This window comes from Methylobacterium sp. GC_Met_3, from assembly GCF_026540775.1.
Classification (GTDB): domain Bacteria; phylum Pseudomonadota; class Alphaproteobacteria; order Rhizobiales; family Beijerinckiaceae; genus Methylobacterium.
In genome coordinates this window covers 1-22908 of record NZ_JALNUL010000027.1, presented here as the reverse complement: position 1 = coordinate 22908, position 22908 = coordinate 1, and the positions used below count along the sequence as shown (strand labels likewise).

22 protein-coding genes are annotated in these 22908 nt (G+C 65.7%); 13 read left to right on the top strand and 9 right to left on the bottom strand.

Annotated features, from left to right (window positions below):
- Positions 1 to 6 precede the first annotated feature (6 nt).
- From OXS27_RS22965 to OXS27_RS22935, 7 genes are all read left to right on the top strand, one after another.
- A complete protein-coding gene (locus tag OXS27_RS22965) occupies positions 7 to 1122 on the top strand; it encodes an NADH:flavin oxidoreductase (protein ID WP_267358859.1) in 1116 nt (371 codons plus the stop codon).
- A gap of 41 nt (positions 1123 to 1163) precedes the next feature.
- Positions 1164 to 2063 carry an NADP-dependent oxidoreductase gene (locus tag OXS27_RS22960; protein WP_267358858.1) on the top strand — a complete coding sequence of 300 codons (900 nt, stop codon included), beginning with the start codon at positions 1164 to 1166 and terminating at the stop codon, positions 2061 to 2063.
- Positions 2064 to 2174: 111 nt separating this feature from the next.
- The gene (locus tag OXS27_RS22955) at positions 2175 to 3080 is read left to right on the top strand and encodes an NAD-dependent epimerase/dehydratase family protein (RefSeq protein ID WP_267358856.1); all 906 of its coding nucleotides are present in this window, start codon (positions 2175 to 2177) and stop codon (positions 3078 to 3080) included.
- Between the two features lie 125 nt (positions 3081 to 3205).
- Positions 3206 to 4165, top strand: a complete 960-nt coding sequence (locus OXS27_RS22950) for an NAD-dependent epimerase/dehydratase family protein (RefSeq protein WP_267358854.1) — start codon at positions 3206 to 3208, stop codon at positions 4163 to 4165.
- Positions 4166 to 4238: 73 nt separating this feature from the next.
- Complete coding sequence (locus tag OXS27_RS22945; RefSeq protein WP_267358852.1) at positions 4239 to 4598, top strand: hypothetical protein; 360 nt, start codon at positions 4239 to 4241, stop codon at positions 4596 to 4598.
- 117 nt (positions 4599 to 4715) lie between these two features.
- Positions 4716 to 6074 (top strand): FAD-binding oxidoreductase, encoded by a 1359-nt coding sequence (locus OXS27_RS22940; protein WP_267358850.1) that lies wholly within the window; start codon positions 4716 to 4718, stop codon positions 6072 to 6074.
- A 430-nt stretch (positions 6075 to 6504) separates the two neighbouring features.
- Positions 6505 to 7941, top strand: a complete 1437-nt coding sequence (locus OXS27_RS22935; RefSeq protein WP_267358848.1) for a carotenoid oxygenase family protein — start codon at positions 6505 to 6507, stop codon at positions 7939 to 7941.
- Between the two features lie 532 nt (positions 7942 to 8473).
- Here OXS27_RS22935 and OXS27_RS22930 read toward each other — a convergent pair.
- The gene (locus OXS27_RS22930) at positions 8474 to 8776 is read right to left on the bottom strand and encodes a heme utilization protein (protein ID WP_267358846.1); all 303 of its coding nucleotides are present in this window, start codon (positions 8774 to 8776) and stop codon (positions 8474 to 8476) included.
- Between the two features lie 425 nt (positions 8777 to 9201).
- Between OXS27_RS22930 and OXS27_RS22925 the strand changes: the two genes are divergently transcribed.
- A complete protein-coding gene (locus tag OXS27_RS22925) occupies positions 9202 to 9435 on the top strand; it encodes a hypothetical protein (RefSeq protein ID WP_267358844.1) in 234 nt (77 codons plus the stop codon).
- Between the two features lie 58 nt (positions 9436 to 9493).
- On the opposite strand, the gene OXS27_RS22920 is transcribed toward OXS27_RS22925, so the two are convergent.
- The 6 genes from OXS27_RS22920 to OXS27_RS22895 all read right to left on the bottom strand — a co-directional run bounded on the left by OXS27_RS22920 (position 9494) and on the right by OXS27_RS22895 (position 15153).
- Positions 9494 to 10591 carry a GAF domain-containing protein gene (locus tag OXS27_RS22920; protein WP_267358842.1) on the bottom strand — a complete coding sequence of 366 codons (1098 nt, stop codon included), beginning with the start codon at positions 10589 to 10591 and terminating at the stop codon, positions 9494 to 9496.
- Between the two features lie 195 nt (positions 10592 to 10786).
- Positions 10787 to 12067: a cation:proton antiporter gene (locus tag OXS27_RS22915; protein WP_267358840.1), complete on the bottom strand. Its 1281-nt coding sequence runs from the start codon at positions 12065 to 12067 to the stop codon at positions 10787 to 10789.
- A gap of 125 nt (positions 12068 to 12192) precedes the next feature.
- Complete coding sequence (locus OXS27_RS22910; protein ID WP_267358838.1) at positions 12193 to 12597, bottom strand: acyl-CoA thioesterase; 405 nt, start codon at positions 12595 to 12597, stop codon at positions 12193 to 12195.
- A gap of 24 nt (positions 12598 to 12621) precedes the next feature.
- On the bottom strand, positions 12622 to 13296 hold the full coding sequence (locus OXS27_RS22905) for an HAD family hydrolase (RefSeq protein WP_267358836.1): 675 nt from the start codon (positions 13294 to 13296) through the stop codon (positions 12622 to 12624).
- 129 nt (positions 13297 to 13425) lie between these two features.
- Positions 13426 to 13896 (bottom strand): regulator, encoded by a 471-nt coding sequence (locus tag OXS27_RS22900; protein WP_267358834.1) that lies wholly within the window; start codon positions 13894 to 13896, stop codon positions 13426 to 13428.
- A gap of 78 nt (positions 13897 to 13974) precedes the next feature.
- Positions 13975 to 15153 carry a zinc-dependent alcohol dehydrogenase gene (locus tag OXS27_RS22895; protein WP_267358832.1) on the bottom strand — a complete coding sequence of 393 codons (1179 nt, stop codon included), beginning with the start codon at positions 15151 to 15153 and terminating at the stop codon, positions 13975 to 13977.
- Positions 15154 to 15562: 409 nt separating this feature from the next.
- On the opposite strand from OXS27_RS22895, the gene OXS27_RS22890 reads away from it, so the two are divergent.
- From OXS27_RS22890 to OXS27_RS22870, 5 genes are all read left to right on the top strand, one after another.
- Positions 15563 to 15910 carry a hypothetical protein gene (locus OXS27_RS22890; RefSeq protein ID WP_267358830.1) on the top strand — a complete coding sequence of 116 codons (348 nt, stop codon included), beginning with the start codon at positions 15563 to 15565 and terminating at the stop codon, positions 15908 to 15910.
- Between the two features lie 109 nt (positions 15911 to 16019).
- Positions 16020 to 16853, top strand: a complete 834-nt coding sequence (locus OXS27_RS22885; RefSeq protein ID WP_267358828.1) for a PHB depolymerase family esterase — start codon at positions 16020 to 16022, stop codon at positions 16851 to 16853.
- 238 nt (positions 16854 to 17091) lie between these two features.
- Positions 17092 to 19209 carry a PAS domain-containing protein gene (locus OXS27_RS22880; protein WP_267358826.1) on the top strand — a complete coding sequence of 706 codons (2118 nt, stop codon included), beginning with the start codon at positions 17092 to 17094 and terminating at the stop codon, positions 19207 to 19209.
- A 136-nt stretch (positions 19210 to 19345) separates the two neighbouring features.
- Entirely contained in the window at positions 19346 to 20347 is a 1002-nt protein-coding gene (locus OXS27_RS22875; RefSeq protein WP_267358824.1) for an HWE histidine kinase domain-containing protein, read from the top strand.
- A gap of 79 nt (positions 20348 to 20426) precedes the next feature.
- Positions 20427 to 21290, top strand: coding sequence for a transglutaminase family protein (locus tag OXS27_RS22870; RefSeq protein ID WP_267358822.1), 864 nt, complete (start codon positions 20427 to 20429; stop codon positions 21288 to 21290).
- 18 nt (positions 21291 to 21308) lie between these two features.
- Here OXS27_RS22870 and OXS27_RS22865 read toward each other — a convergent pair whose 3' ends face one another.
- Together OXS27_RS22865 and OXS27_RS22860 are read right to left on the bottom strand one after the other, a co-directional pair.
- Complete coding sequence (locus OXS27_RS22865) at positions 21309 to 22109, bottom strand: pentapeptide repeat-containing protein (RefSeq protein ID WP_267358820.1); 801 nt, start codon at positions 22107 to 22109, stop codon at positions 21309 to 21311.
- Between the two features lie 22 nt (positions 22110 to 22131).
- Positions 22132 to 22545: a hypothetical protein gene (locus OXS27_RS22860; RefSeq protein WP_267358818.1), complete on the bottom strand. Its 414-nt coding sequence runs from the start codon at positions 22543 to 22545 to the stop codon at positions 22132 to 22134.
- Between the last annotated feature and the right edge of the window lie 363 nt (positions 22546 to 22908).

Here is a 22908-nt window from a genome sequence, read left to right as displayed (position 1 = left end):
TCCCCGATGTCCGTCTCCGACAGCGCTCCGCTGTTTCGCCCCTTCCAGCTCAAAACTCTCGATCTGAAAAACCGCATCGTGATGGCGCCTATGACCCGCGCCATGGCCCCTGGGAGCGTCCCGCGCGAGGCGAACGCGGCCTATTACAGGCGCAGAGCCGAGGGACAGGTTGGGCTGATCCTCTCGGAGGGCACGGTCGTAGACCGTCCCGCATCGCGCAACCATCCCGAAGTGCCGTCCTTCTACGGCGAGGCCGCCCTCGCCGGGTGGAAGGGCGTCATCGATGCCGTCCACGAGGCCGGCGGGCGCATGGCACCGCAGCTCTGGCACACCGGATCGACCAAGCACCTGCAATGGGAGCCGGCGGCCCCGGTCGAGAGCCCCGCGGGTCTGTTGGCTCCCGGCACACCGCGGGGAGAGGCCATGAGCGAGGAGGCCATCGCCGATACGGTGGCGGCCTTCGCCACCGCGGCGACCGAGGCTAGGCGGCTCGGCTTCGACGCGGTCGAGATCCACGGTGCGCATGGATACCTGATCGACCAGTTCTTCTGGTCCGGCACGAACCTGCGCACCGACCGCTACGGCGGCGCGACCATCAAGGAGCGGGCGAGGTTCGCGGGTGAGGTCGTCGCTGCCGTCCGGGCGGCTGTCGGCCCCGACCTCCCGCTCATCTTCCGCGTGAGCCAATGGAAGCAGCAGGATTACACGGTGAGGCTGGCCGAGACGCCGAAGCTCATGACCGAATGGCTGCTGCCCCTGGTGGAGGCAGGCGTCGACATCCTCCATTGCTCCCAGCGTCGCTACTGGGAGCCTGAGTTCCCGGAGATCGACGGGACGGACGGACTGAACTTCGCGGGTTGGGCCAAGAAGCTGACGGGTGCCGCGACGATTGCCGTCGGGTCGGTCGGCCTGTCCAGCGATTCATTGTCCGCCTTCTGTGGCGAGAGCTCCACCAGCGTGGGCCTGGAGCGGCTGATCGAGCGCATGGGGCGGGACGAGTTCGACCTCATCGCGGTCGGACGGACACTGCTCAGCGATCCCAACTGGGTCCTGAAAGCGCAAGGACGGAACACTGAATCCCTCAAGGGCTTCGAGTTCGCCTCTCTCTCCGAACTCGTCTGATCCCCGCCTTGGCACGAGACATTCCGGGAGAAGGGACCTGTATGGAAACCACAGCCTTGACCGCCCAGCGGTATGGTCAATCCGACGTGCTTGAGTTCACCACCTTCGAACTGCCATCACTCGGCAGCGGCTTGGCCCGCATCACCGTGAGGGCGACCGGGGTTAATCCGGTTGATGCCAGACGGATGACAGGCGAGTTCCGCTACGGCACGCTCCCCCTCTCGTTCGGCACTGAGTTCGCCGGTACCGTGGTCGCGCTGGGGGGCGATGCTGCCGGATGGGGCATCGGCGATGAGGTCCTGGGATCGGGTGGCGACTTCACCCATGCCACGGTCATTGATGTACCCGTCGCTAACCTAATCAGACGCCCGCCGTCGGTTCCCTGGCAGATCGCTGGCTCGCTGGCCGGGGCGGCGCAGACCGCCATGACGATCCTAAAGGAGCTCGGCCCAATCTCCTCTCTCCTCGCCCATGGCGGTGCCGGCGGCGTCGGTTCGATCTTGCTGCAACTCGCCCGACGTCGGGGGATTGCCGTCGTGGCCACTGGCTCGGAGGTCAACCAGGATTACCTCGCCTCGCTCGGCGCGATCCCGGTCGTGTACGGACCTGGCCTTATCGAGCGGCTGGAAATGGCTTGGCCCGACCTGTTCGATGCAGCCATCGATATGGCGGGCACGGACGAGGCGACCCGAGGCTCGCTGGCCCGCGTGAAACCGGACGGGACCGTCGGGTCCGTAGCTGCGCTGCAACCCTCGTCGCTGCGGATCAAGCAGATTTGGAGACGACGCGACCCAAAGGTCGTCGAGCGCATCTTAGCCGCCATCGTGGCCGGTGACCTCGATTGGGAGGTCAGCGCAACCTACCCCTTCAGCGATGCGCCGAACGCCTATGACGCGATCCTAGGAAGGCACGTCCGAGGGAAGAGCGCGCTCGTATTCTGAGCCGCCAAGCGGCCGCCGCCTCCACCTCCAACGGAAACCGCCGGCTGTGCCGATGTTCGAAACACGTCTCCTGATACAACTTAAGGTTGAGCGAGGACCATGCAAGTATTCATGACGGGCGCCACCGGCTACATCGGAAGCGCCATCGCCCGAAGGCTGCTGGAAACGGGAAACCAAATCGTCGCGCTCGCCCGTTCCGATGACGCCACTCGGAAACTGGAAAAGCAGGGCATTGAGCCTCTCCACGGCGCACTCACCGATACGCAGATCCTCACGCATGCGGCTCGGAGCGCCGACGGCGTCATCCACAATGCCTTCGACATGAGCACGGGCGACTTCGCGACGTCCAACGCCCTCGACGCCGAAGCCGTCGAAGCCCTGATCGTCGGGCTGCAAGGGAGCGACAAGCCGCTTGTCTACACCAGCGGAACCGGGGTGCTGGGAGATACCGGGGCGGCCATCTACGACGAGGAGACCCCCATCGCGGCGTCGGAGCTGCCCGCTGTCAGGTCGCTCCAGATGCGCCTTAAGATCGAGAGGACGGTCTTGGATGCACCCGGCCTGCGCGGCATCGTGCTGCGCCCCCCCAACGTCTACGGGCTTGGCGACGGCCGTGCCGTATTCTGGATGATACGGGCCGCCGCCCAACGGCTGGGGGCCGTCCCGTACGCGGTCGGGGCAGGCGACAACTTCTGGACCTTCGTCCATGTCGACGACTTGGCCGACCTCTTCGTCCTGGCTCTCGAAAAGGCCCCCGCCGGGCAGCTTTTCCACGCCGGGGCTCAGAACGGGCTTCGCACCCGGGACATAGCGGTCGCCCTTAGTCACGGCATGGGGCTGGGCGGGAAGACCGTCGCCCTGGACGGCCCCGCGCTCGCCGAAGCCATCGGCTTCCCGCCGATGGCCGACTACTGGTCCTCTAACAGTCAATCATCGAGCGAAAAGGCACGTCGAATGCTCGGTTGGAAGCCCAGGCATGCCGACCTCCTCGCCGAGGTGGCCCAAACCTCGGTCTAGGACGGTACCCGTCTGGGAAGTCTCGTCCGCACGCAGCGGCGCTTCCCTGTGCGCGGCATGTCCCAAGCCCTGGCGCCTTCTTCGCTCCATCCCCTCGATCCGCTCGCTTCGTCGAGGCATCATCCATGTCGAAAAACATCTTCGTCATAGGCGCCACTGGCTATCTCGGCGGCGTGCTCGCGCGGCACTTCGTCGAGGAGGGGTACGAGGTCGCCGGCTTGGCACGGACGGAGGAGGCCAGCGCGAGGCTGGCGAGGGATGGGATTGCGCCGGTGTTGGGCAACCTCGACACCGCCATAGCCACTGTGTTGGCAGCGGCATTCAATGCCGACGTGGTGGTCTTCGCCGCCCTGGTCGAGTTGGACCGCGAACCCGAGGTCCTGGAGCGATTGTGCCAGGCGCTTGCAGGAACGGGCAAGACGCTGATCTTCACTTCCGGAAGCAGCGTCTTCATGAAGCGAACCGACGGTGATTGGACTTCGGACGCGATGGCCGAGGACGACCCGTTCGAGCCCGTCGCGTTCCTTAGCGAGCGCGTGAGGACCGAGCGCATCGTGCGAGTGGCAACGGAAACAAGGGTTCGCGGCATGGTGGTCCGTCCCCCGGCGATCTGGGGACCGGGCGACAACGGGCAGGTGGCCCGGGTTTACCGCACCGTCGCAACCGCGGGGGCAGCCTGCTACGTTGGCTCGGGCTTGGCGGCCTATTCGAGCGTCCACCACGCCGATCTGGCGCGGCTGTACTCGCTGGCCATCGACCGTGGCGTGCCCGGCGCCCTGTACCACGCAGCCGGTGGGGAGATCGCCTGGCGGTGGATCGCGGAAGCCGTCGCCCGAGACCTGGGCGTACCGACCCGCAGTCTTTCCATGGAGGAGGCGCAGGAGATGTTCGGGCCGCTCGGCGCGATGATCTATTCCGCGTGCAGCCGCTCGCTCGACCCCCGTGCTCGAACGGAACTTGGCTGGAAGTCGGTCCATGGGGACATGCTCTCGCAGGTCGGGGAACCACGGCTGCGCGCACTCGCGGGGGTGGAAGCACGGGCACCCGGAGACACTTCATCCGGGCATGCCTTTCCGGGTCAGTGAAGTTGCGTCAAGCGCCGGCGAACCTGCTGCCCATGCATGGATTCAGCTCACTTCAGTATAGACGAGCTCGGCTATGACGAAAATCAAGGCTTTGATTGTCCGCGCCACGAGCAACGTCGGCGGGTATGTCGTCGAACGATTGGCCGCCGCTGGAGTGGTCGAGCCGATTGCAGGGGTGCGGACCCCGGATAAGGCCAAACCACTCCAGGATGAGTGCATCGCAACGGTCGATCTGGATCTCTCCAGCCCGAAGCCGGACTGGGTTTCACGGCAGACGGTGACCGGTTACCGACCCTTTTCCGGTCGTGAAGTGTCCCATGCAGAATGGTTCATTGCGACTGATCTGGCCGATAGCCCCTGGTCCGCTTCTGAGGAAGTCCGCCGGAGAAGTGGACGGTCTCGTAGCGACCCAAATGCACATCTCAGTACTTGAAGGTATAGCTCGAAAGCGGCCCTGTGGGCTCTGCAATCGATCTCGTAACATAGGTGGCACCATCGTGATCTAACATGATGCGTGTCTCGCCGAAGCGTTCAGCACGGTTGATGGGAAATGCAACAATTTCAGGCATTGAGCGCAGTTGCGTTTCGTCAAAGTCTCATGGCGGCCGGATGCACACTGACCGATCTTCATGATGCCGGTGGCGCCGGACGGCACTGGAACGGGGCGCTCGACGCTGATCCAGCGTTGATCGTGCGCTGCCAGACCGGCGAGCAGGTATCTCGCGCCCTGTGCCTCGCTCGGGAGGTCCATCAGCCGGTGTCGATCCACAACGGCGGGCAGGACTGGTTAGGGCGTTCGCTGCGCGACGGTAGCGTCGTCCTCGATTTGTCTGCCATGACAACGATCAGCATCGACGCGGAGCGGCGCGAGGCGGCGATCGGTGGTGGCGTCACCGCGGGGCAACTGAACGCGGCGGCGGGGGAACAGGGTTTGACGGCCATCATAGGCAACGACGGCGCCGTGGGTATGGCCGGCCTGTTCATGGGCGGGGGCTACGGACCCTTGATGACGCGCTTTGGCCTGGCGTGCGACAGTCTTCTGTCCGCCGAAGTCGTCCTGGCCGATGGCAGGATAGTCTGCTGTGATGCCAACGACGAGCCCGACCTCTTCTGGGCGCTGCGCGGGGGCGGTGGCAATTTCGGCGTCGTCACCGCTGCGCGCCTGCGCCTGTATGACTTACCGCCACCACTGGTCATTACCGTGGTCTTCCCTTGGTCAGACGCGCGTGCCGCGATCATGGCATACGCTGAGTTGATGCAGTGTGCCCCCGCTGAACTGTTTGGGTCGGCGGTGCTGGCCGTGGGGCCTGGTGGTGCGCCGGTGGCAGTCGTGTCCCTGGTATGGACCGGCGCGGACGACCGAGGCGAGACCTTCGTAACCGAGGTGGTCGCGGCAGGCACGCCGATCGTCGTGAAAGCCGGGCTGATGCCGGCAAGTGCGCTCCTCTCGCTGACCGACGGCAAGCTCATGCAGGGACGCGGCTACGATGTCGGCACGCGCTGGTTCGCCACCTTATCCGCCGACGCCATCGACTCTTTGATTGCCGGGTTCGAGGCGCGGACATCGGCTCTGTCATCGATCATCGTGCACCACTGTTACGGCGCTGCGACGGCCATCAGCGCGGACGCCACGGCCTTTGGGCAGCGCGAACCGCACTTCACCGCCTTGCTCTACGCCACCTGGGACCCGCCATCTGCCGACGGGGCGGTGCCTCGCGCCTGGACGGCGCAACTGATGGCCAATCTAGCGCCTGCCGCAATGCCGGGCGGTTACGCCAACCTGCTACCTGATGCGTCGACCGAGCAGGTCGCCGGGGCCTACGGTCCGAACGCGGCCAAGCTAGCGGTTCTCAAACGCCGGTACGATCCTGACGGCGTGCTGCGGGCTATCCCGCTGCCGTCACGCTGATGCGGTGGCGAATGGCGGTAGTTGCCTATTACAGCCCGGAAGCGGACCGGAAGCTTTCCACCCAACCCAGCCATTCAGGGGCGCCCGGCGCAGGACTGGATCTGGCCGTAAGCGGTCTATCCGCTTCGGAGCAGGCCGACCGGAAAAGCGGACGGCCTGCTACCGACCCAATCACGCCGAAGAAGCTCTCCGATGGTAAATCCGCAAGCGGCCATTTATCCGGCGGCTGGAGGCGTCCGGGCGCTTGGCTGATCGAGCTGTCGACGTAGCGATCCACGTCCGTCGCACAGCGGGACGTAGTTGGATACATCAACGACAAGATCGGCTAGTCGTCCCAAACGAACAGAGCTGACATTCTTGCCCGGAAAAGGGGAAGGCCTCCATCACAAGGGCCCTCGCTCTCCCTCCGATCGCCCCGAGCCAGCGCCAGATGCCGAACTTGATAGAGTCCAGCCTGCGTGCCACCGCCGAGGGCCTTGTGGCGCTGGTGGCGGCCTGCAATCGGCTGCGGCTTCCGTGGACGCAGCACCCCTTCGTGGTCGGCGTCCACGCGCCGATGCGCGAGGAGCTAACCCTGCGGGATCTGCGCGTAAGCGGGACGATCCCGGCGGGGCTCAACGGCCGCTACCTCAAGATGGGTGCCAACCCCGCCGGCCCGACAACGCGCGGCCACGACTGGTTCCTGGGCGACGGCATGGTGCACGGTCTCTGCATCGAGGACGGAAAGGCCTTGTGGTACCGTAACCGCTGGATCGGCTCGCGTGCGGCGTCCGCAGCCCTCGGCCGGCCCGCTGCACCGGGGCCGCGCCGCGGCGACGACACCGTGAATACCAACGTCGTTGAGATCGGTGACCGCGCCTTCGCCGTGGTCGAGGCCGGCAGCTTTCCCGTCTTGTTGTCCGAGGACTTGGAGACGCAGCGCTACAATCCGTTCGACGGCACCCTCGCCGGCTCCTTCACCGGACACCCGCATCGCGACCCAGCGACCGGTGAGACACATGCCGTCGCCTATGACGGCCGCATCTGGGACAGCGTGCGCCACGTCGTCATATCGCCCGCCGGTCGCGTTGTGCGTGACGTAGCGATTCCGGTCGAGCACGGCCCCTGCATCCACGATTGCGCGATCACGACGCGCTTCGTCGTCGTGCTGGACCTGCCCGTCACCTTCTCGATGCGGGCGGTGTTGGCAGGACACCGCTTCCCGTTCCGTTGGAACCCGGCCCATGCCGCCCGCATCGGCCTGCTCCCGCGGCATGGTACGGCCGCCGACATCGTGTGGTGCGCGATCGAGCCGTGCTTCGCCTTCCACGTCGCCAACGCCTATGACGACGTTGACGGGCGCGTGGTTCTCGACGTGGTGGTCTACGAGCGGGTGTTCGCCTCGGCCAGCGGCGGCCTCGACGCACCGGGTTGGCTGGAACGCTGGACCGCCGACCCGGCGACGGGACAGGTCGACCGTCGGGTGATCGATCCCGCGGCGCAGGAGTTCCCCCGGATCGACGAGCGTCGCTTCGGACAACCCCACCGGTACGTCTACACGGGCTCCGTCCCCGCCGACGGCAACACGCAGCTCGTGGACGCGACGCAGATCTACAAGCATGACCTAGCAACGGGGGAGCGGCATGTGCACGAGTTCGGCCCTGACAGTATCCCGGGAGAGTTCGTCTTCGTGCCGGCCAGGCCGGAGGCCGGCGAAGACGAGGGCTGGCTCGTTGGGCTCGTCGTCGACACATTGAACGACACGACTGATTTCATCATCCTCGACGCGCGCGCGTTCGAGGCGGCACCCGTCGCCACGGTCCATCTCGGGCACCGGATCCCGCCAGGCTTTCACGGAAACTGGTTTCCAAAGCATATGGCCGAGTGACTGTCGCCGGATGCTTCGGCACCCGGTACGCGTTCATGTGCCGTAGGGCGTGCGGTCGTCGACCCCGCCGCGTTTCGGTCAGTCGGATTCCAGATGCCGGGGCGCCCCGGCATTGCAATCGCAAGATCGCAAGGTCGACCAGTTGGGAACCTCAGCGCACCACCGAACGACGTCAATCCTGCAACGACCGAAGCCTCGCGCCGCCGCTCCAGTGTGCTGGTCAACACATCAGGGCGAGTCGCGCACCGGCGTATAAATGCATGAAATGCTCCCCGGTGGGTTCGAATGGCGGCAGGGCACGAGAAATTACAACGCCGTATTGTCATGGACAATCATATGCGTACTGGATGATAATATCCGCGGTCATAGTACAGGATCGGCATGTCGCCTGAGGTGATATGGGCCGGGACCATCGCGCTCATCAGCGCGAACCGCGAGCTGATCCAGCACATTTTGGACTGAGAAGATCCAGGTTGCCGGGTCGACGCTACGATCAGCCAATTGCGGGCTTCGAATTCTAGATTGATGCTCATCAGCTTGCCCGCTTAGCACTCCAGATACCGCTGCACTCAACTAGCCCGCCCGAGGTACGCCACGTGCCGCTACCGCTGCCCTTCGCGGTCAAACTGCCGGCGATCGGCACCTTGTTTGAGCTCTGGGTGATCGTAGCCTGCACGGCGCCACCAGCCGATACGCCGCCGTCGATGTCCACCTCCTCGCCGGGGATCGAGGCGTCGCTGTTCTTGATCTTAACGCGATAGCTCGTGCTGGCCGAGCAAGGTCCCTCAGCCGTGGTCGCCACGATGGTCCAGGAGCCGTCGAACTGGTCCGGCACGCGCACCTTCTTCGTAGCTGCAACCGCCGGATAGAGAGACCCGGCTAGCAGGATAGTCGCAAGGATTGAGATGGGCATACGGGTCACAGGCAGCTCCAACGGTTGCGCCGCCGGGGGTGACCACGCCTTCGAAGAACGGAAGCGTCGTCTAAATAGTTTCAGCTCTCGTCAATGATGGGGTGTCAGTTCAGTCAAGCTTGCGCTCAAGCTGAACCGTAGCTCGTTCTCGGCCACGCCGCAGCGACTAAACTGCATGTACTCATACATTGAGCATTCTCGATTTATCGAACCTGGTGCTGAAACCTTTGCATCAGCAGGGCCGTACAGGGCCGTTGACGCCCCATCCGGGCGCCGCTCCGCGGGAGTGGAATTCCAAAGCCTTACCGGCCACGAACGTCCACCGCCGCCGAACTCAGGAGACCACGATGGTGAAGATCACCTTCTCGCTCGCCGCAGCAACCCTAATTGGCAGCCTCGCTCTCGGTGTCGGCACCGCGTCCGCAGCTCCAATGCCGGTGAACGGCGTGCAGCCCGGGCAGTCGGATGTTACGCAAGTCCGTATGATGCACGGCGACCGGATGACGATGAAACAGCGCATGATGCATAAGCGTATGATGCGTCATCACATGATGAAGAAGCGGATGATGCACCACATGTGAGGCATCACTTCCACCGTGAAAGGGGGGGCTCCTCGCGGAGCCCTTCCTCCTCTATTGCTCAGCCTGATCGATGAGGCCAACGCGTTGTCTCGCACCTACAGGCTCGCGGCAGTGCCCTGCCCTTCGTATGCAGGATGCTTCCGTTGGATCGTGACGTCCGCGGATGGCCTCTTCTTCGAGAGATCGACATACCCCTACGCGACCAAGGCAGCCGCCATGATCGTGGGCCGCATCCGAGTGGCCGATCTCGGCGAGGTCCCCGCGAGACCGGGACGTAGATGGCCGACCGCATCCCGAGGGGGGCGATGACGTCGCGCTTGACCCGGGGATCGAGAAGCACGTCCGGACACAGCACCGGCTTGCCCGTCATCAGGCAATGACCCGAAAGGCTGCCGTCCAGGGGCCGTCGCAACCCGACGTGTCCGGCGAGCGAACCGCGTCCCGAACGGTAGATGAGCTCGTCCCCCTCGCGCAGCTCGATGACCCCGCCCTCGGCCTGCGGGACGGCCTCCATGACGCCTGCGACGAGTGCGTCGAGGATCGCGTTCCGGTCCCCGGCCGCTCGAGTGACCGCGGTCTGGGCCGCGATCAAGACGTTCTGCTGCGCGATCAACGCCGCCTGCCCCGAGAGGATGCGCTCGCGCTCGGCCACCGAACGGCGCAGGTCCATCTGGGTCATCACCTGCCCGGCGAGCGCTCGCAGAGCCCCCGCCTGAGGCTCGGTGAGCCCTTCCAGCCGGGGCGCCAGGTCAATCACGCACAGGCTACCCAACCTCTCGCCGCCCGCAGCCTGAAGCGGGGCCCCTGCGTAGAAGCGCAGGTACGGCTCACCCGTGACGAGGGGGTTTTCGCGGGTGCGGGAGTCCAGCGTCAGGTCCGGGATGACCAGCAGGTCCGGTGCGCCCAGGACATGCGCGCACACCGACTTGTCGAGGGACGTCTCGCACGGGGCGAAGCCCGCCTTCGCCTTGAACCATTGGCGGTCGCCGGTGACCAGGCTCACCAGGGCAACCGGGGCGGCACAGGTTATGCGGGCCAACTCCACGATGTCATCGAACCCCTTCTCGGGAGGCGTGTCGAGGATGTCGTAGTCCCGCAGGGCATCGAGACGCCGGATATCGGCCACCTCGGACGGAGGCGTCGTCGGATCGGTCATGCTGCGGCTCGTTGGCGGGGGCTTGTGCGCTCGCCGACGCCAGACCGCGGATTGGCGCGTTGCTGACCGCTGGTGCCATCAACAACACGGTGTCGTCACGGTGGTTGCCGGCTCGATGACCGACCGCTTTCAATCCCGCCTCTCGACCGCGAAGGCGACGGTGCCTGCAAGAGGCGAGCTACGCTCGCCGATCGCTTACGCCATCGGTTTGGGGAGGGTCAGGTCCAGCTGCGCGCTCTCCGTGTCCCGTCCCATCCTACGGTCGAGGGCGCGAAGGACCGGCGTGACGGTGACGCCGTGCAGAAGGATGGAGATCAGCACGGTCAGCCCGGCCGTGGCCCAAAGGAGATCCATCTCCTCGAAGGCGGCATGACCGGTTGCGAACGCGAGGTAGTAGACCGTTCCCAACCCACGGATACCGAAGAAGCTCACGACGGCACGGTCCTCGGTGGATCGCCCGCTTCCGAGCAGTCCGATCCAACAACACAAGGGTCGCGCGACGAGAAGCGCGAGCAGGGCGAAGGCAACCGCCGGCCAGGTCAGGGCACGGAGCAGCCCGCCGCTGACAAGCACCGCCCCAAAGCCGATGAGCAGCACCATCATCAGAAGGCGTTCGAGCTCCTCGGCGTAGTCGTGCATCTTGCGATGGTATTCATGGCCGCGACTTGATGCACGCAGCGCAAGGGCCGCCGCGAACACGCCGACGAAACCGTATCCGTCGAGAACCTGGACGCATCCATAGGCGATGCAGGTCACGCCGAGCGCCACGAAGCCGTCTCCGGTGCGGGAAAGCTTCGACAGGTTGGGCAGGTGAAACATCAGCCATCCCAACGCTCGGCCGACCGCCGCGCCGAAAACGGCCCCCACGGCGATCTTCCAGAGCACGTCGACCGCAAGCCAATGCGACCACGACATTCCGGCAAGACCGCCACCGGCGAGGCCAATGGCGAGGTTCACGAAGGGAAAGGCGAGGCCGTCGTTAAGCCCTGCCTCCGAGGTCAGGGCGAACCGCGGCTCGTCCTCATGGTCCTCGTCGGGATGACCAACCTGAACGTCGGATGCCAGGACCGGATCCGTCGGAGCCAGGGACGACGCGAGGAGCAGTGCCGACGCGAGACCAAGCCCAAGCAGGGTCGATCCCAGCACGGTCAAGGCGAGGATCGTCAGCGGCATGCCAATACCCAGGAGCCGCCAAGTCACCGACCAAGTTCGCCAACCGAACAGGCGGTCGATTTTGAGGCCCGCTCCCATCAACGAGATTACGACCACGGCCTCGGTGGCATGCTCAATCAGCTTGGCGTGGGAGCCGGGATGGGGTGTGAGTTCCGCGACGACCGGGATGGTCGACAAGGCCGCACCTATGCCGACGCAGCAGATGGGAAGCGAAAGAGGCAGCGCCCGGAGTACCATCGGCAACCATGCCGTCAGAAGCACCAGGACACCGAACCCGGCGACGACGACGACATAGGTTTCCATGACGATTCAATCGGTCCCCGAATCCGTTGTTCACCGAAACGACGTGCCCGAGACGATGGCGGCGGGCCTGTATCGCCACACTGCATCTCTCGAACGAGACCGTCGCGTAAGGGCGGCGGCTGCCTTCAGGTCTCGCTGGCCCGGTCGTCGGCCGGTTGCCGGGGCTTCCCCTCTTCGTCCAGGGCCACGTAGGTGAAGACCCCTTCCGTGACCTTCTCTGGATTGCTCCCGGTACGGTCCCGGACCCAGACTTCGATCCTGACGCCCAACGACGTCTCGCCTTCTTCCTGCAGGGCACAGTAGCAACTCACCTCGTCACCGACCGCAATCGGCCGGAGGAAGCGCATCGCTTCGATGCTGACGGTCGCCACGCGGCCCTTGGTGCGCTGTGCGGCGAAGGTGCCGCCCGCCAGATCCATCTGCGACACCGTCCAGCCCCCGAAGATGGCGCCGGCGGCGTTCGTGTCGCGCGGCATGGCGACGGTGCGCAGGTGCGGGCCATCGGTGACGCTCGGGAACGTATCGGTCATGTCGGACACCCCACCCTTGTGCGATCAGGTCCGCGACCCGACCAGTGGCGAGGTGTCGTACTGGGCGAGAAGGTCGGCCGGGTCCTTGTAGGTCGCGATGCATCCGGCCTGCATGAGCTCCTCGGCCGTCCATCCACCCGTGAGCAGCCCAATCGTGCGGATGCCGGCCTTGCCGGCGGCCTCGGCATCGTAGGGCGTATCGCCGACGACGACGGCGTCCTGCGCCGTGATGCCGTCGAGGCGCTTCAGGGCGGCCTGGAAGATGTCCGGGTTCGGCTTGCTCTCCTCCGCGTCGTCCGACGACGTCTCGATGTTGATGAGGTCGTCGATGTCGGCGATCGTCTTGTAGGTCTTGAGCTCATCGCCCTTGGCGGAGGAGGCCAGCGCGAGTTGCTTGCCGTCGGCCAGCAGGCGTTCGAGGAGCGACCGGACCTGCGGCAGGCCCTTGATGGTCGGCAGGTAGCGCTCCTTCAGGATCCCCGAACGGTGTTTCTCCAGGGCGTCGCCCTTCTCGGCGATCTCCGCCTCCGACAGGAACACCGGCATCAGGAGGTCCCCGCCCTTGCCGATCTGCCTGCGCAGATCCTCGAACGGGATGTCGTGACCGAAGTCCCGGAAGGCGTCCTGCCAGGCACGGGCGTGCTGGGGAACCGAGTCGATCAGGGTGCCATCGACGTCGAAGATCACTGCGGTGGGCATCAGTCGCTTTCCTGTCTGTGTTGGGCGGCGAGGGACATCCGGGAGCTTGCCGTCCTTCACCGATGCGAGGCGAATGGCGCCCGCCGGCGGGCCGGAAACGGGGCCCGGCCGATGCAGTGGCGGCATCGATCAGGCGGGTCGTCCCTCGACCTTGGCGTAGGTCCCGGACGAAACCTGCTCGGCGAGCTGCGCCTTGAAGTCGGCGATGCCGAGGACCTGGACCGGATTGCCCGCGTCGTCGAGGAACTCGTAGAGGGCATCCTCGACGTTGCGGTTGCTGAAGAACACGATGGCGTCCTCGTTGCCGCCGCCTTCCATGTGCGGTTCGCCGTTCGCGGGCCCGGAGACGAAGCTGCCGGTAGGTCGGGTCTCCTTGTGGGTCCCGTCCTCGCGGTAGAACCGGAGCTCTCCCTGCATCACGAGCGTCACGTAGGGACACTTGTGCCGATGGAGCATCACCTTCCGGTTCGACGCGAACTTGAACACGACATCGACGATGCGGTTGTCCTCGTCGACCTTGTAGACGAAGAACGCGATGTACGGCAGCCAATCCAACGTCCGCCAGGTGATGTTGCTGTCGTCGAAAACGTAGTTCGACATCCGGTCTCCTCCCGCTCGTTTTGTTGGTTCGGGGCCGGGCACGATTGGCGCATGTGCACCGCCCCCGCGGTCTTCGGTTCAGCCGTGCGGCTTGAACACCACCTTCGTGCAGGCGTCCTTCTTATCCCGGAACATCTCGTACAGGGCCGGGCCGTCCTCCAGGTTCGTGGAGCGGTGGCTGATGATGAAGGACGGATCGATGTCGCCGCTCTGGATGCGCTCCATCAGCGGCTTCATGTAGCGAACCATGTGGGTCTGCCCGGTCTTCAGTGTCAGGCCCTTGTTCATCAGGATGCCAAGGGCGACGGGACCGACGGGGCCCGCGAAGACGCCGGGCATCGAGACGTTGCCGCCGGGGCGGCAGGCCAGGATGGCCTGGTTGAGGGCGAAGGGACGCTCCAGGCTGACGGTGTGCTCCATGATGGCCGAGGAGACCTTCTGTAGCGTCGTGTCGGCCCCGTGGGACTCCATGCCGACCGCCTCGATCACCGAGTCCGGACCGAGACCGTGGGTCATCTCCATGAGGGTGTCCTGCACGTTATCCTTGGACAGGTCGATGGTCTCGGCGCCCGCTTCCCGAGCCAGCGCGAGGCGCTCGGGAACGCTGTCGATGGAAATGACGCGCTTGGCGCCGAGCATCAGGCAGCATTTCACTGCGAGCACGCCGACCGGGCCGCAGCCCCAGATCGCCACGGTGTCCTCCGGGCCGATGTCGCAGTGCTCGGCCGCCTGGTAGGCGGTGGGGAAGATGTCGCTGAGGAACAGCACCTGCTCGTCGGTGAGACCCTCTGGCACCACGATGGGACCGACGTCGGCATAGGGCACCCGCAGGTACTCGGCCTGGCCGCCGGGGATGCCGCCCGTAAGGTGCGAGAAGCCGAACAGTCCGGCGAGCGGATAGCCGAAGACCTTGGCCTGCATCGCGCCGTTCGGGTTGGTGCGCTCGCAGCAGCTCCAGTTGCCCCACTTGCACTGGCGGCACTCGCCGCAGCAGATGGTGAAGGGCACCACGATGCGGTCGCCGACCTTGAGCTTCTGGTTGTCCCGTCCGACCTCGATGACCTCGCCCATGGTCTCGTGCCCGAGGACGTCGCCGCACTCCATCGAGGGCATGAAGCCACCCATGAGGTGGAGGTCCGAGCCGCAGATCGCGCAGGCGGTCACCTTGATGATGGCGTCACGACCATGCTCGATCTTCGGGTCCGGCACGGTGTCGCACGAGATCTTGCCTCGACCTTGCCAAGTAAGTGCCTTCATTTCGATGATCCCGTTGGAAAATATCGCGCTCAAAACCGTGGGAAAGACCATCCACCGTCGAGCGCTAAGCATGATAACAACCAACCGACGGGTCGCTTGATCCCACGAAGGCTAAGAAGAATTTCTGCGGATGAGGCCGTCCGCTCGCCTTTCGGGTCGCTGGCCCGTCGTTCAGCGGACCGGCGGCGAGCATGTCCCCGCCGAGTTATCGCTGATTGGCCTCAGCGACTGGTTGTGACGATGGCGGCGGTCGGCACGGGTCTGCCCCGCGTTTCGTGCTGCGGCGCAACATTCGGCGTTGGCCCAGGTTGGACTGACGCTACCCTCGCATCACCGCGTGAGGGACGGCATCCCGGTCGTTCGCTCGCCGAGCGGATCCGCAGGTGCTGCCACCCCCCGGAGAGACACCATGATGCGCTTGGTTGCCGCCGCCGTTCTTGCGACCCTACCGCTTCCCGCCCTCGCATCGTCCTGCGCCGAGCAGATCGGCACCATCGAGCGTCGCCTCGACAGCGCCGGGGCCGTTCGTGTCGCCGGCTTGATGGAAGGCCATGAGCTACGTACGGGCTCCCCACGGGGCCTGACGACCGTCCGCACCGGTTCCCCGAGCGATCCCGAAACAGTCTCGACCGCCGACCACATCGCCGCCGCGCGGGCCCTCATCGTCCGGGCGTCCGCCGAGGACCGTGGCGGCGACAAGCGCGCCTGCGAGAATACGATGACCGAGGCGAAGGGCATGATCGGCGCCCTGCCGTAGTTCGCGATCCGCACCGGACTGGGCCATCCCCGAAAGCATTCCGATGACAGAATTTCCCGGACCCACGTCGAGGGAGTCGGCGGAACGGTCCATCGACCGGCCTGGCGCCTTGGCACGTCGGTACGGCAACAGGGCCGGGAGCCGCGCCTACGACCTGTTCGTGCCAGCCGGGTCCGGACGCGGTTCCCGTCCGCTCGTGGTGATGCTCCACGGCTGCTCGCAGACGGCGCGCGACTTCGCCATCGGAACCCGGATGGACCGGCTGGCCGAGGAGCAGGGTGTCATCGTGGCCTATCCCGACCAGCCGAGGTCGGCCAACCTGGTCAAGAGCTGGAACTGGTTCAGGGACGGCGACCAGCAGCGTGGGCGGGGCGAGCCGTGCATCCTCGCCGGGCTGACGCGACGGATCATGGAGGACTTCGACGTGGACCCGGCAAGGGTCTACGTCGCCGGCCTCTCCTCGGGCGGGGCCGCCGCCGCGGTGATGGGCCAAGCCTACCCGGACATCTATGCCGCCGTCGGCATCCATTCCGGACTGGCCAGCGGGGCCGCCGGATCGATGGCGGCGGCCTTCTCGACGATGCGTCGGGGCGCCCTGCGCCAACCGGCGCGGACGGTGCACCCGGTTCCGACCATCGTATTCCATGGGGACCGCGACACCACTGTCGCGCCGATCAACGGTGACCAGGCCATCGCCCAATCCCGGCCGGGGACGGAGCTCACCGGCTCCACCACCGAGGGGCGTTCCGCCGGCGGGATGGCATTCACGCGGACCGTGCTGGCGGAGACCCACGGCGTTTGGTCCTCGGAGCAATGGGTCCTCCACGGTGCCGGCCATGCCTGGGCCGGCGGCCACCCCTCCGGGTCCCACACCGATCCCCAGGGTCCCGATGCGAGCCGTGAGATGCTTCGGTTCTTCATGGCCCATGCGATGGCTGCCTAAACCCCATCACACGACACCGGGTCCAAGATCGGAATCGGTACTGGCCGGAAAACCCGCGAGACCGAACCTCAATCGTCGAGGGAGCCGGCAACCGATGGAATTCTCGCCGGTTGGAACGCCTTATGGATAGGGTCCTCCAACCGGTCGGTTCTGCGTTCCGTCTCCGTGACGGTGACCGGGCAACATCAAACCAGAACCAAGACGCCGCATGAGAGACATCGACCGTCCGACGGATTCGTTGATCACACTTCCTGGCGCCGACTTGGTTCAGGCACTCGATTACCGGTCGCTGTTCGAAGCCGTCCCGGCGCCACTTCTGGTCGTGTCCCCTCCGCACTGGATCATTGTCGCGGCGAACGATGCCAGGCTTCGTGCGACCGGCACGACGCAGGCCGACCAGGTCGGACGTCGGCTTTTCGATCTCTTTCCCGACGATCCGGCCGATCCCGCCGCCGATGGCGTTCGAAACCTGACAGCCTCCTTCCAACGCGTCCTGGACACGAAGTCGTCCGATACGATGGCGGTGCAACGTTACGCCGTGCGCGACGCCCAGGGTCGCTTCGAGGAGCGGTGGTGGAGCCCGGTCAACGTGCCGGTTCTGGGGCCGGACGGCGAGGTCGCCCTCATCCTTCACCGGGTCGAGGAAGTCACCGAGACCGTCCGGCTCCGTGGCGAGGCGGAGGCGATGGACCGGCTGGCTCATGATCAGCAGCGGGTCATCAATCGGCTTATCGCGACCGAGGCGGAGCTTCGCAGAAGCGAGGAGTTCAGCAGCCGCGTGCTGGCGAGTTCCGCCGACTGCATCAAGGTGCTCGACCTCGACGCGCGCCTCGAATTCATGACCGAACAGGGCATGTGCGTGATGGAGGTCGACGATTTCGAGACCATCCGCGGCGCGTGCTGGCCGGACTTTTGGATGGGTGACGGGCACGCGAAGGCGGTCGACGCCGTGGCGACGGCCCGTGGCGGTGGCATCGCGCGCTTCGAGGGCTTCGCCACGACGCTGAAGGGAAGCCCACGTTGGTGGGATGTCATCGTGACACCGGTCAACGGCCCCGACGGGAGGCCGGAGAAGCTGCTGTCGGTCTCTCGCGACGTGACCGCCGCCAAGCGGGCCGAGGAGGCGCTGCGGACCGGCGAGGAACGGCTGCGCGACCTGAACGCGACGCTGGAAGCCAGGGTGGCGGAACGCACCGCCGAGCTTGAGATGGCCCAGGACGCCCTTCGGCAATCGCAGAAGCTGGAGGCGGTCGGGCAGTTGACCGGGGGCGTGGCGCACGACTTCAACAACCTGCTCACGGTGATCAAGTCGTCCACCGACCTCCTCAAGAGGCCGAACCTGACGGAGGAGCGACGCGCACGCTACGTCGGCGCGATCTCCGACACCGTGGACCGGGCGGCCAAGCTGACGGCGCAGCTCCTGGCCTTCGCCCGACGACAGTCGCTCAAGCCGGAGGTGTTCGATGCGGGTGCCAGCGTCCGGGCGATCAGCGGGATGATGTCCACTCTGGCCGGCTCGCGCATCGAGGTCGAGATCCGACTTCCCGACGAACCGTTGTACCTGAACGTCGATCCGAGCCAGTTCGATACGGCGCTGGTCAACATCGCGGTCAATGCCCGCGACGCGATGGACGGCGAGGGTCGCATCGTCGTCGTTGTCGCCGCCGTCGAGACCATGCCCGCCGTGCGCTCCCACGGTGCGATCCCGGGAGACTACGTTGCGGTATCGGTCACCGACACGGGTATCGGTATCGAGCCGGAGATGCTCGACCGGATCTTCGAGCCGTTCTTTACGACGAAGGGCGTCGGCCAGGGCACCGGCCTCGGCCTGAGCCAGGTGTTCGGCTTCGCCAAGCAGTCCGGCGGCGAGGTGACGGTCGAGAGCCGGGTGGGCGCAGGCGCCACCTTCACGCTGTTCCTTCCGCGCGCCGCGGAAGCCGGACGGCCGATTGTCGAGATCGCATCCGAAGCGCTCCTGGATGGCCAGGGTACCTGCGTCCTGGTGGTCGAGGACAACGCCGAGATCGGCAGCTTCGCCACGCAGAGCCTGGTCGAACTCGGGTACTTACCCGTTCTGGCATCGGATGCCGAAGCCGCCCTGGCCGAACTCGCGAAGGATGCATCTCGATTCGATGTGGTCTTCACCGACGTGATGATGCCCGGCATGGACGGCGTCGATCTCGCGCGTCGCATCCGCCGCGACTACCCTGACCTGCCCGTGCTGCTGACCTCGGGCTACAGCCACGTGCTGGCCCAGAACGGCACCCACGGCTTCGATCTGCTGCGCAAGCCCTATTCGGTCGAGGAGCTCTCGCGCCTCCTGCGCAGGACCGTGGACGCGAAGCGTAGACGATGAATAAGGCTCGGCCGGCACCGTAGTGCCGTTTCTGTCGAAGTTGATGCGAGAACGCCGTAGCGACGGACGCATGAATGCGGCACCATTCCGATTGCGGAAAACCTATCTTGGAGATCCGACCATCGGAAGCGTTCCCGTGCCTTCACCAACTCAGATCCCGTCGCTCTGGACGTCGGAGCAACTGCGGCTCGCCCTGGATGCGGCCGGGGTGTCCCTATGGTCGTGGAACGTGGACAGCGACGCCTTCGCCATGGATGAACGCGCGTTCGGACTATGGGGCCTGCCGCAGAGCGCATCCGTCAAATTCGAGGATCTGTCCTCGCGTATCCACCCGGCCGACCGGGACCGCGTCCGAGCCGCCTTCGCCGCGACTCGCGCGATTGTCGGACCCTACGAGATCGACTTCCGCATTCTGCACGGCGAGATCGCAAGATGGATCTCGGCGCGAGGGCAGGGTGACGACAAGGGCATCGTCGCACGGGTCATGTCGGGCATCTTCCTCGACGTCACCGGGCGCAAGCAGGCCGAGGAGGGACACGAGCTCCTTGCTGGCGAGATGAGCCATCGGGTCAAGAACCTCCTCACCATCGCTGCGAGCCTAACCGCCATCACCTCGCGTTCGACGACGACGACGGTCGACATGGCGCGCGAGCTTACCCAGCGGCTGACCGCCTTGGGTCGCGCCCACGACCTCGTCCGCCCGCTACCGGGCAACGAGGGCAAGGCGGCGCTCCTGGGCGACCTGATCGCGATCCTGCTCAAGCCCTACGACGACATGGGCGCGTTCACCGGGCGCATCCGGGTCTCGGTTCCCCGTATGGGCGTGGGCGAGGCCGCCGCGACCACCCTGGCGCTGGTGGTGCACGAGCTTGCGACCAACTCGCTCAAGTACGGCGCCCTATCGGTCCCGACCGGCACGCTGGACGTTTCCGCCACGGACCGACAGGAGAACCTCGCGCTGGTTTGGACGGAGCGGGGCGGTCCACCCGTCGCGCCACCCACGGGACCTGGGGGGTATGGAAGCCGGCTGCTCGACCGGGCGATCACGCAGCAGCTCGACGGGTCCGTCGAACGGACCTGGGACGATTGCGGGGTTGTCGTGAACCTCACGATGAACAAGGCTCTGCTCGTACGGTGAGGCAGCGGGCCATCGTCCTCCCGATAGTCATGACCAAAACGTCCCTATGACAAACCCTTCCGAACCGAAGGAACGTCGAATGGTCGCCCTGCGGATCCATCATCGGACCACGTATCGCTATGGGCGGCCCGTAAGCCTTGGTTCTCACCGACTGATGCTGCGGCCCCGAGAGAGCCGGGACGTGCGCCTCATCGGCAGCGAAGTGAACCTGGCGCCTTCCGGCATCCTGCATTGGGCCTACGACGTTTTCGGCAACGCCATCGCGACCGCCACCTTCGGCGCACCTTCGGACACCCTGGTGATCGACAGCGTCGCCCGGGTCGAACTCTCCGCCGCGGCCTATCCGGTTTTCGACATCGACGCTTCCGCCATCAGTTACCCGTTCCCCTATTCCGAGGACGCTCGGACCGATCTTGGTGCGCTCGCCGTCCAGCAATACTCGGACGATGGGCGACTGCTGTCTTGGGCGCAGGGCTTTGTGGCGTCCAATCCGACCGATACGCTCTCCCTGCTTCAGGACCTGAACGCAGGCGTCGCCAACGGCATCGCCTACATCGCCCGGGAAGACGAGGGCACGCAGTCGCCGGACCAGACCCTGGCCATCGGGCAGGGTTCCTGCAGGGATCTAGCGACCCTGTTCGTCGAGGCTGCCCGCAGCCTCGGCATGGGAGCCCGGATCGTCTCGGGCTACCTGCACGATCCGACCCGGACCCTCGTCGGCTCCGCCGATGCCGGATCGACCCATGCATGGGGGGAAGTCTACGTGCCCGGCGCCGGCTGGATCACCTTCGATCCGACCAATCGCAGGATGGGTGGCGCGAACCTGATCCCGGTCGCGGTCGCGCGGGACATCCGGCAGGCGATGCCCGTGGTCGGCAGCTTCATGGGGCTTCAGAGCGATTTCCTAGGTATGACGGTCGAGGTTCGCGTCACCCAAGCATGAAGGGTGGCCTGGCTGACTTCAGTTCGATACGTGGTCGATGGCACGGTCGGCGTTCACGCGCGCCGACCAATCCTTGGCGCTGTCCTGGCCCTTGAGGGCGATCAGACGCGCGCCGCTGACGTCGACGTTCCTGAAATCCGCACCGGCTACCGTCGCGCCGGTGAGGTTGGCGCCGGACAGGTCGGATCCCATCAGCACCACGTCGGTGAGGTCGGCGTCCGTGAGATCGGCATATTCCAGGCGCGACCGCCCGAGGTTCGCCCCCTTCAGGTTGGCTCCTCTAAGGTTCACCGAAACGAATACGGCCCGCATCAGACCCATGGACTGGTTCTTGATGTCGGCTCCACCCTTGAGGTCGACCAGCGTCGCCCCTGCCATGTTGGCACCCTTGAAGTCACCGATTGGCATGCTTCGGCTGAGGTCGGCCCCGCTGAGGTTTGCGTCGCGGGCGGTGATGCCGAACATTTTGGTGCCGGCGAGCTTGGCCCCGCTGAGGTTGGCCTTGATGAACCATGCCTGCTCTAAGTTCGCACCGGTCAGGTCGGCACCGCGCAGGTTGGCCTTGTTGAAGCGGGCGGTGCGCAGGTTCGCGCCTCTCAGGTTCAGCCCGGAAAGGTCGATGCCTGCCAGTGCCTTATCGGACAGGTCGATGGGCTTGCCGTCGGCTTTGGCGATCAGAGCCTCGACGTCGGCCCGGGTCATCTCTGCCTTGGTCATCGCCGCCGACCCCATGTCGGCGCCCAGGAGCAGGTCCTGCTCGGCGCGGGCCGGGGCTGCCAGAAGCATGGAGGCGAGCAGAAGGGGGACGAGACGGCGCATGGTTTCTCCCGTTGGTTCGCCCTTACCCGTAGAACGGATGCACGTCCTCACGGTATGCCCGAACGGGACCTAGTTCGGCGACAGCGGCCGACGAAGGCGTCCAGGTCGGGCTCGGCGTCGGCGAAGCGCACCTGCCAGCGCCGAAGACCGCGGCGCGCCATCTCGGCGTTAATCGCCCCGACGTCCAGGTGCCAGTGTGCCTCGCCCTCGATCCGGGTCCCGCGACCCGCGTGAAGGTGAACTCGGTCCGGTGGAGAGCGCGGACCTCGTCGGTCTCGTCGTGGAAGGCCAGCCAGTCGTCCGGGACCTCGCCCTTGCCGCCGCGTTCGAAAGGCGCAAGCGAGGCGCGGATGGCCTCGGCGGGGGCGAGCTCCGAGACGGGCAGGATGACGTGGACGAGGGAGAACATGTCGGGGGCGACCAGGGCCTCGTGCAAGAGCTGCGCGACTCCGAGGGTAACGCATACCGCGTAACGGCATACGCTACAGGCTACGAATTTCGGGATGACCAGTCCGGCCGAGGTCGATCAGCCGATCAGGATGACGACCTTTCCCACGCAGGTGCACTCGTTTGTTCCAAGTCGAGCCTCATGGCGGAAGCGATCATGACTTGGCGCATGGGGAAACCGAGAGCGGAATGGGCTTTCACGGGGCGCGCCAAGCCACCTTCCGGGTCATCTACCGGACCCGCTTCCCGAGACGCATGATTCAGGAGCGATCATTTGATGCGGCCCGCGCCGGCAACCAATCGAACCATTTCGTGTTGCGAGATCATGTTCGCGAAGCGCTCCATGTACGTG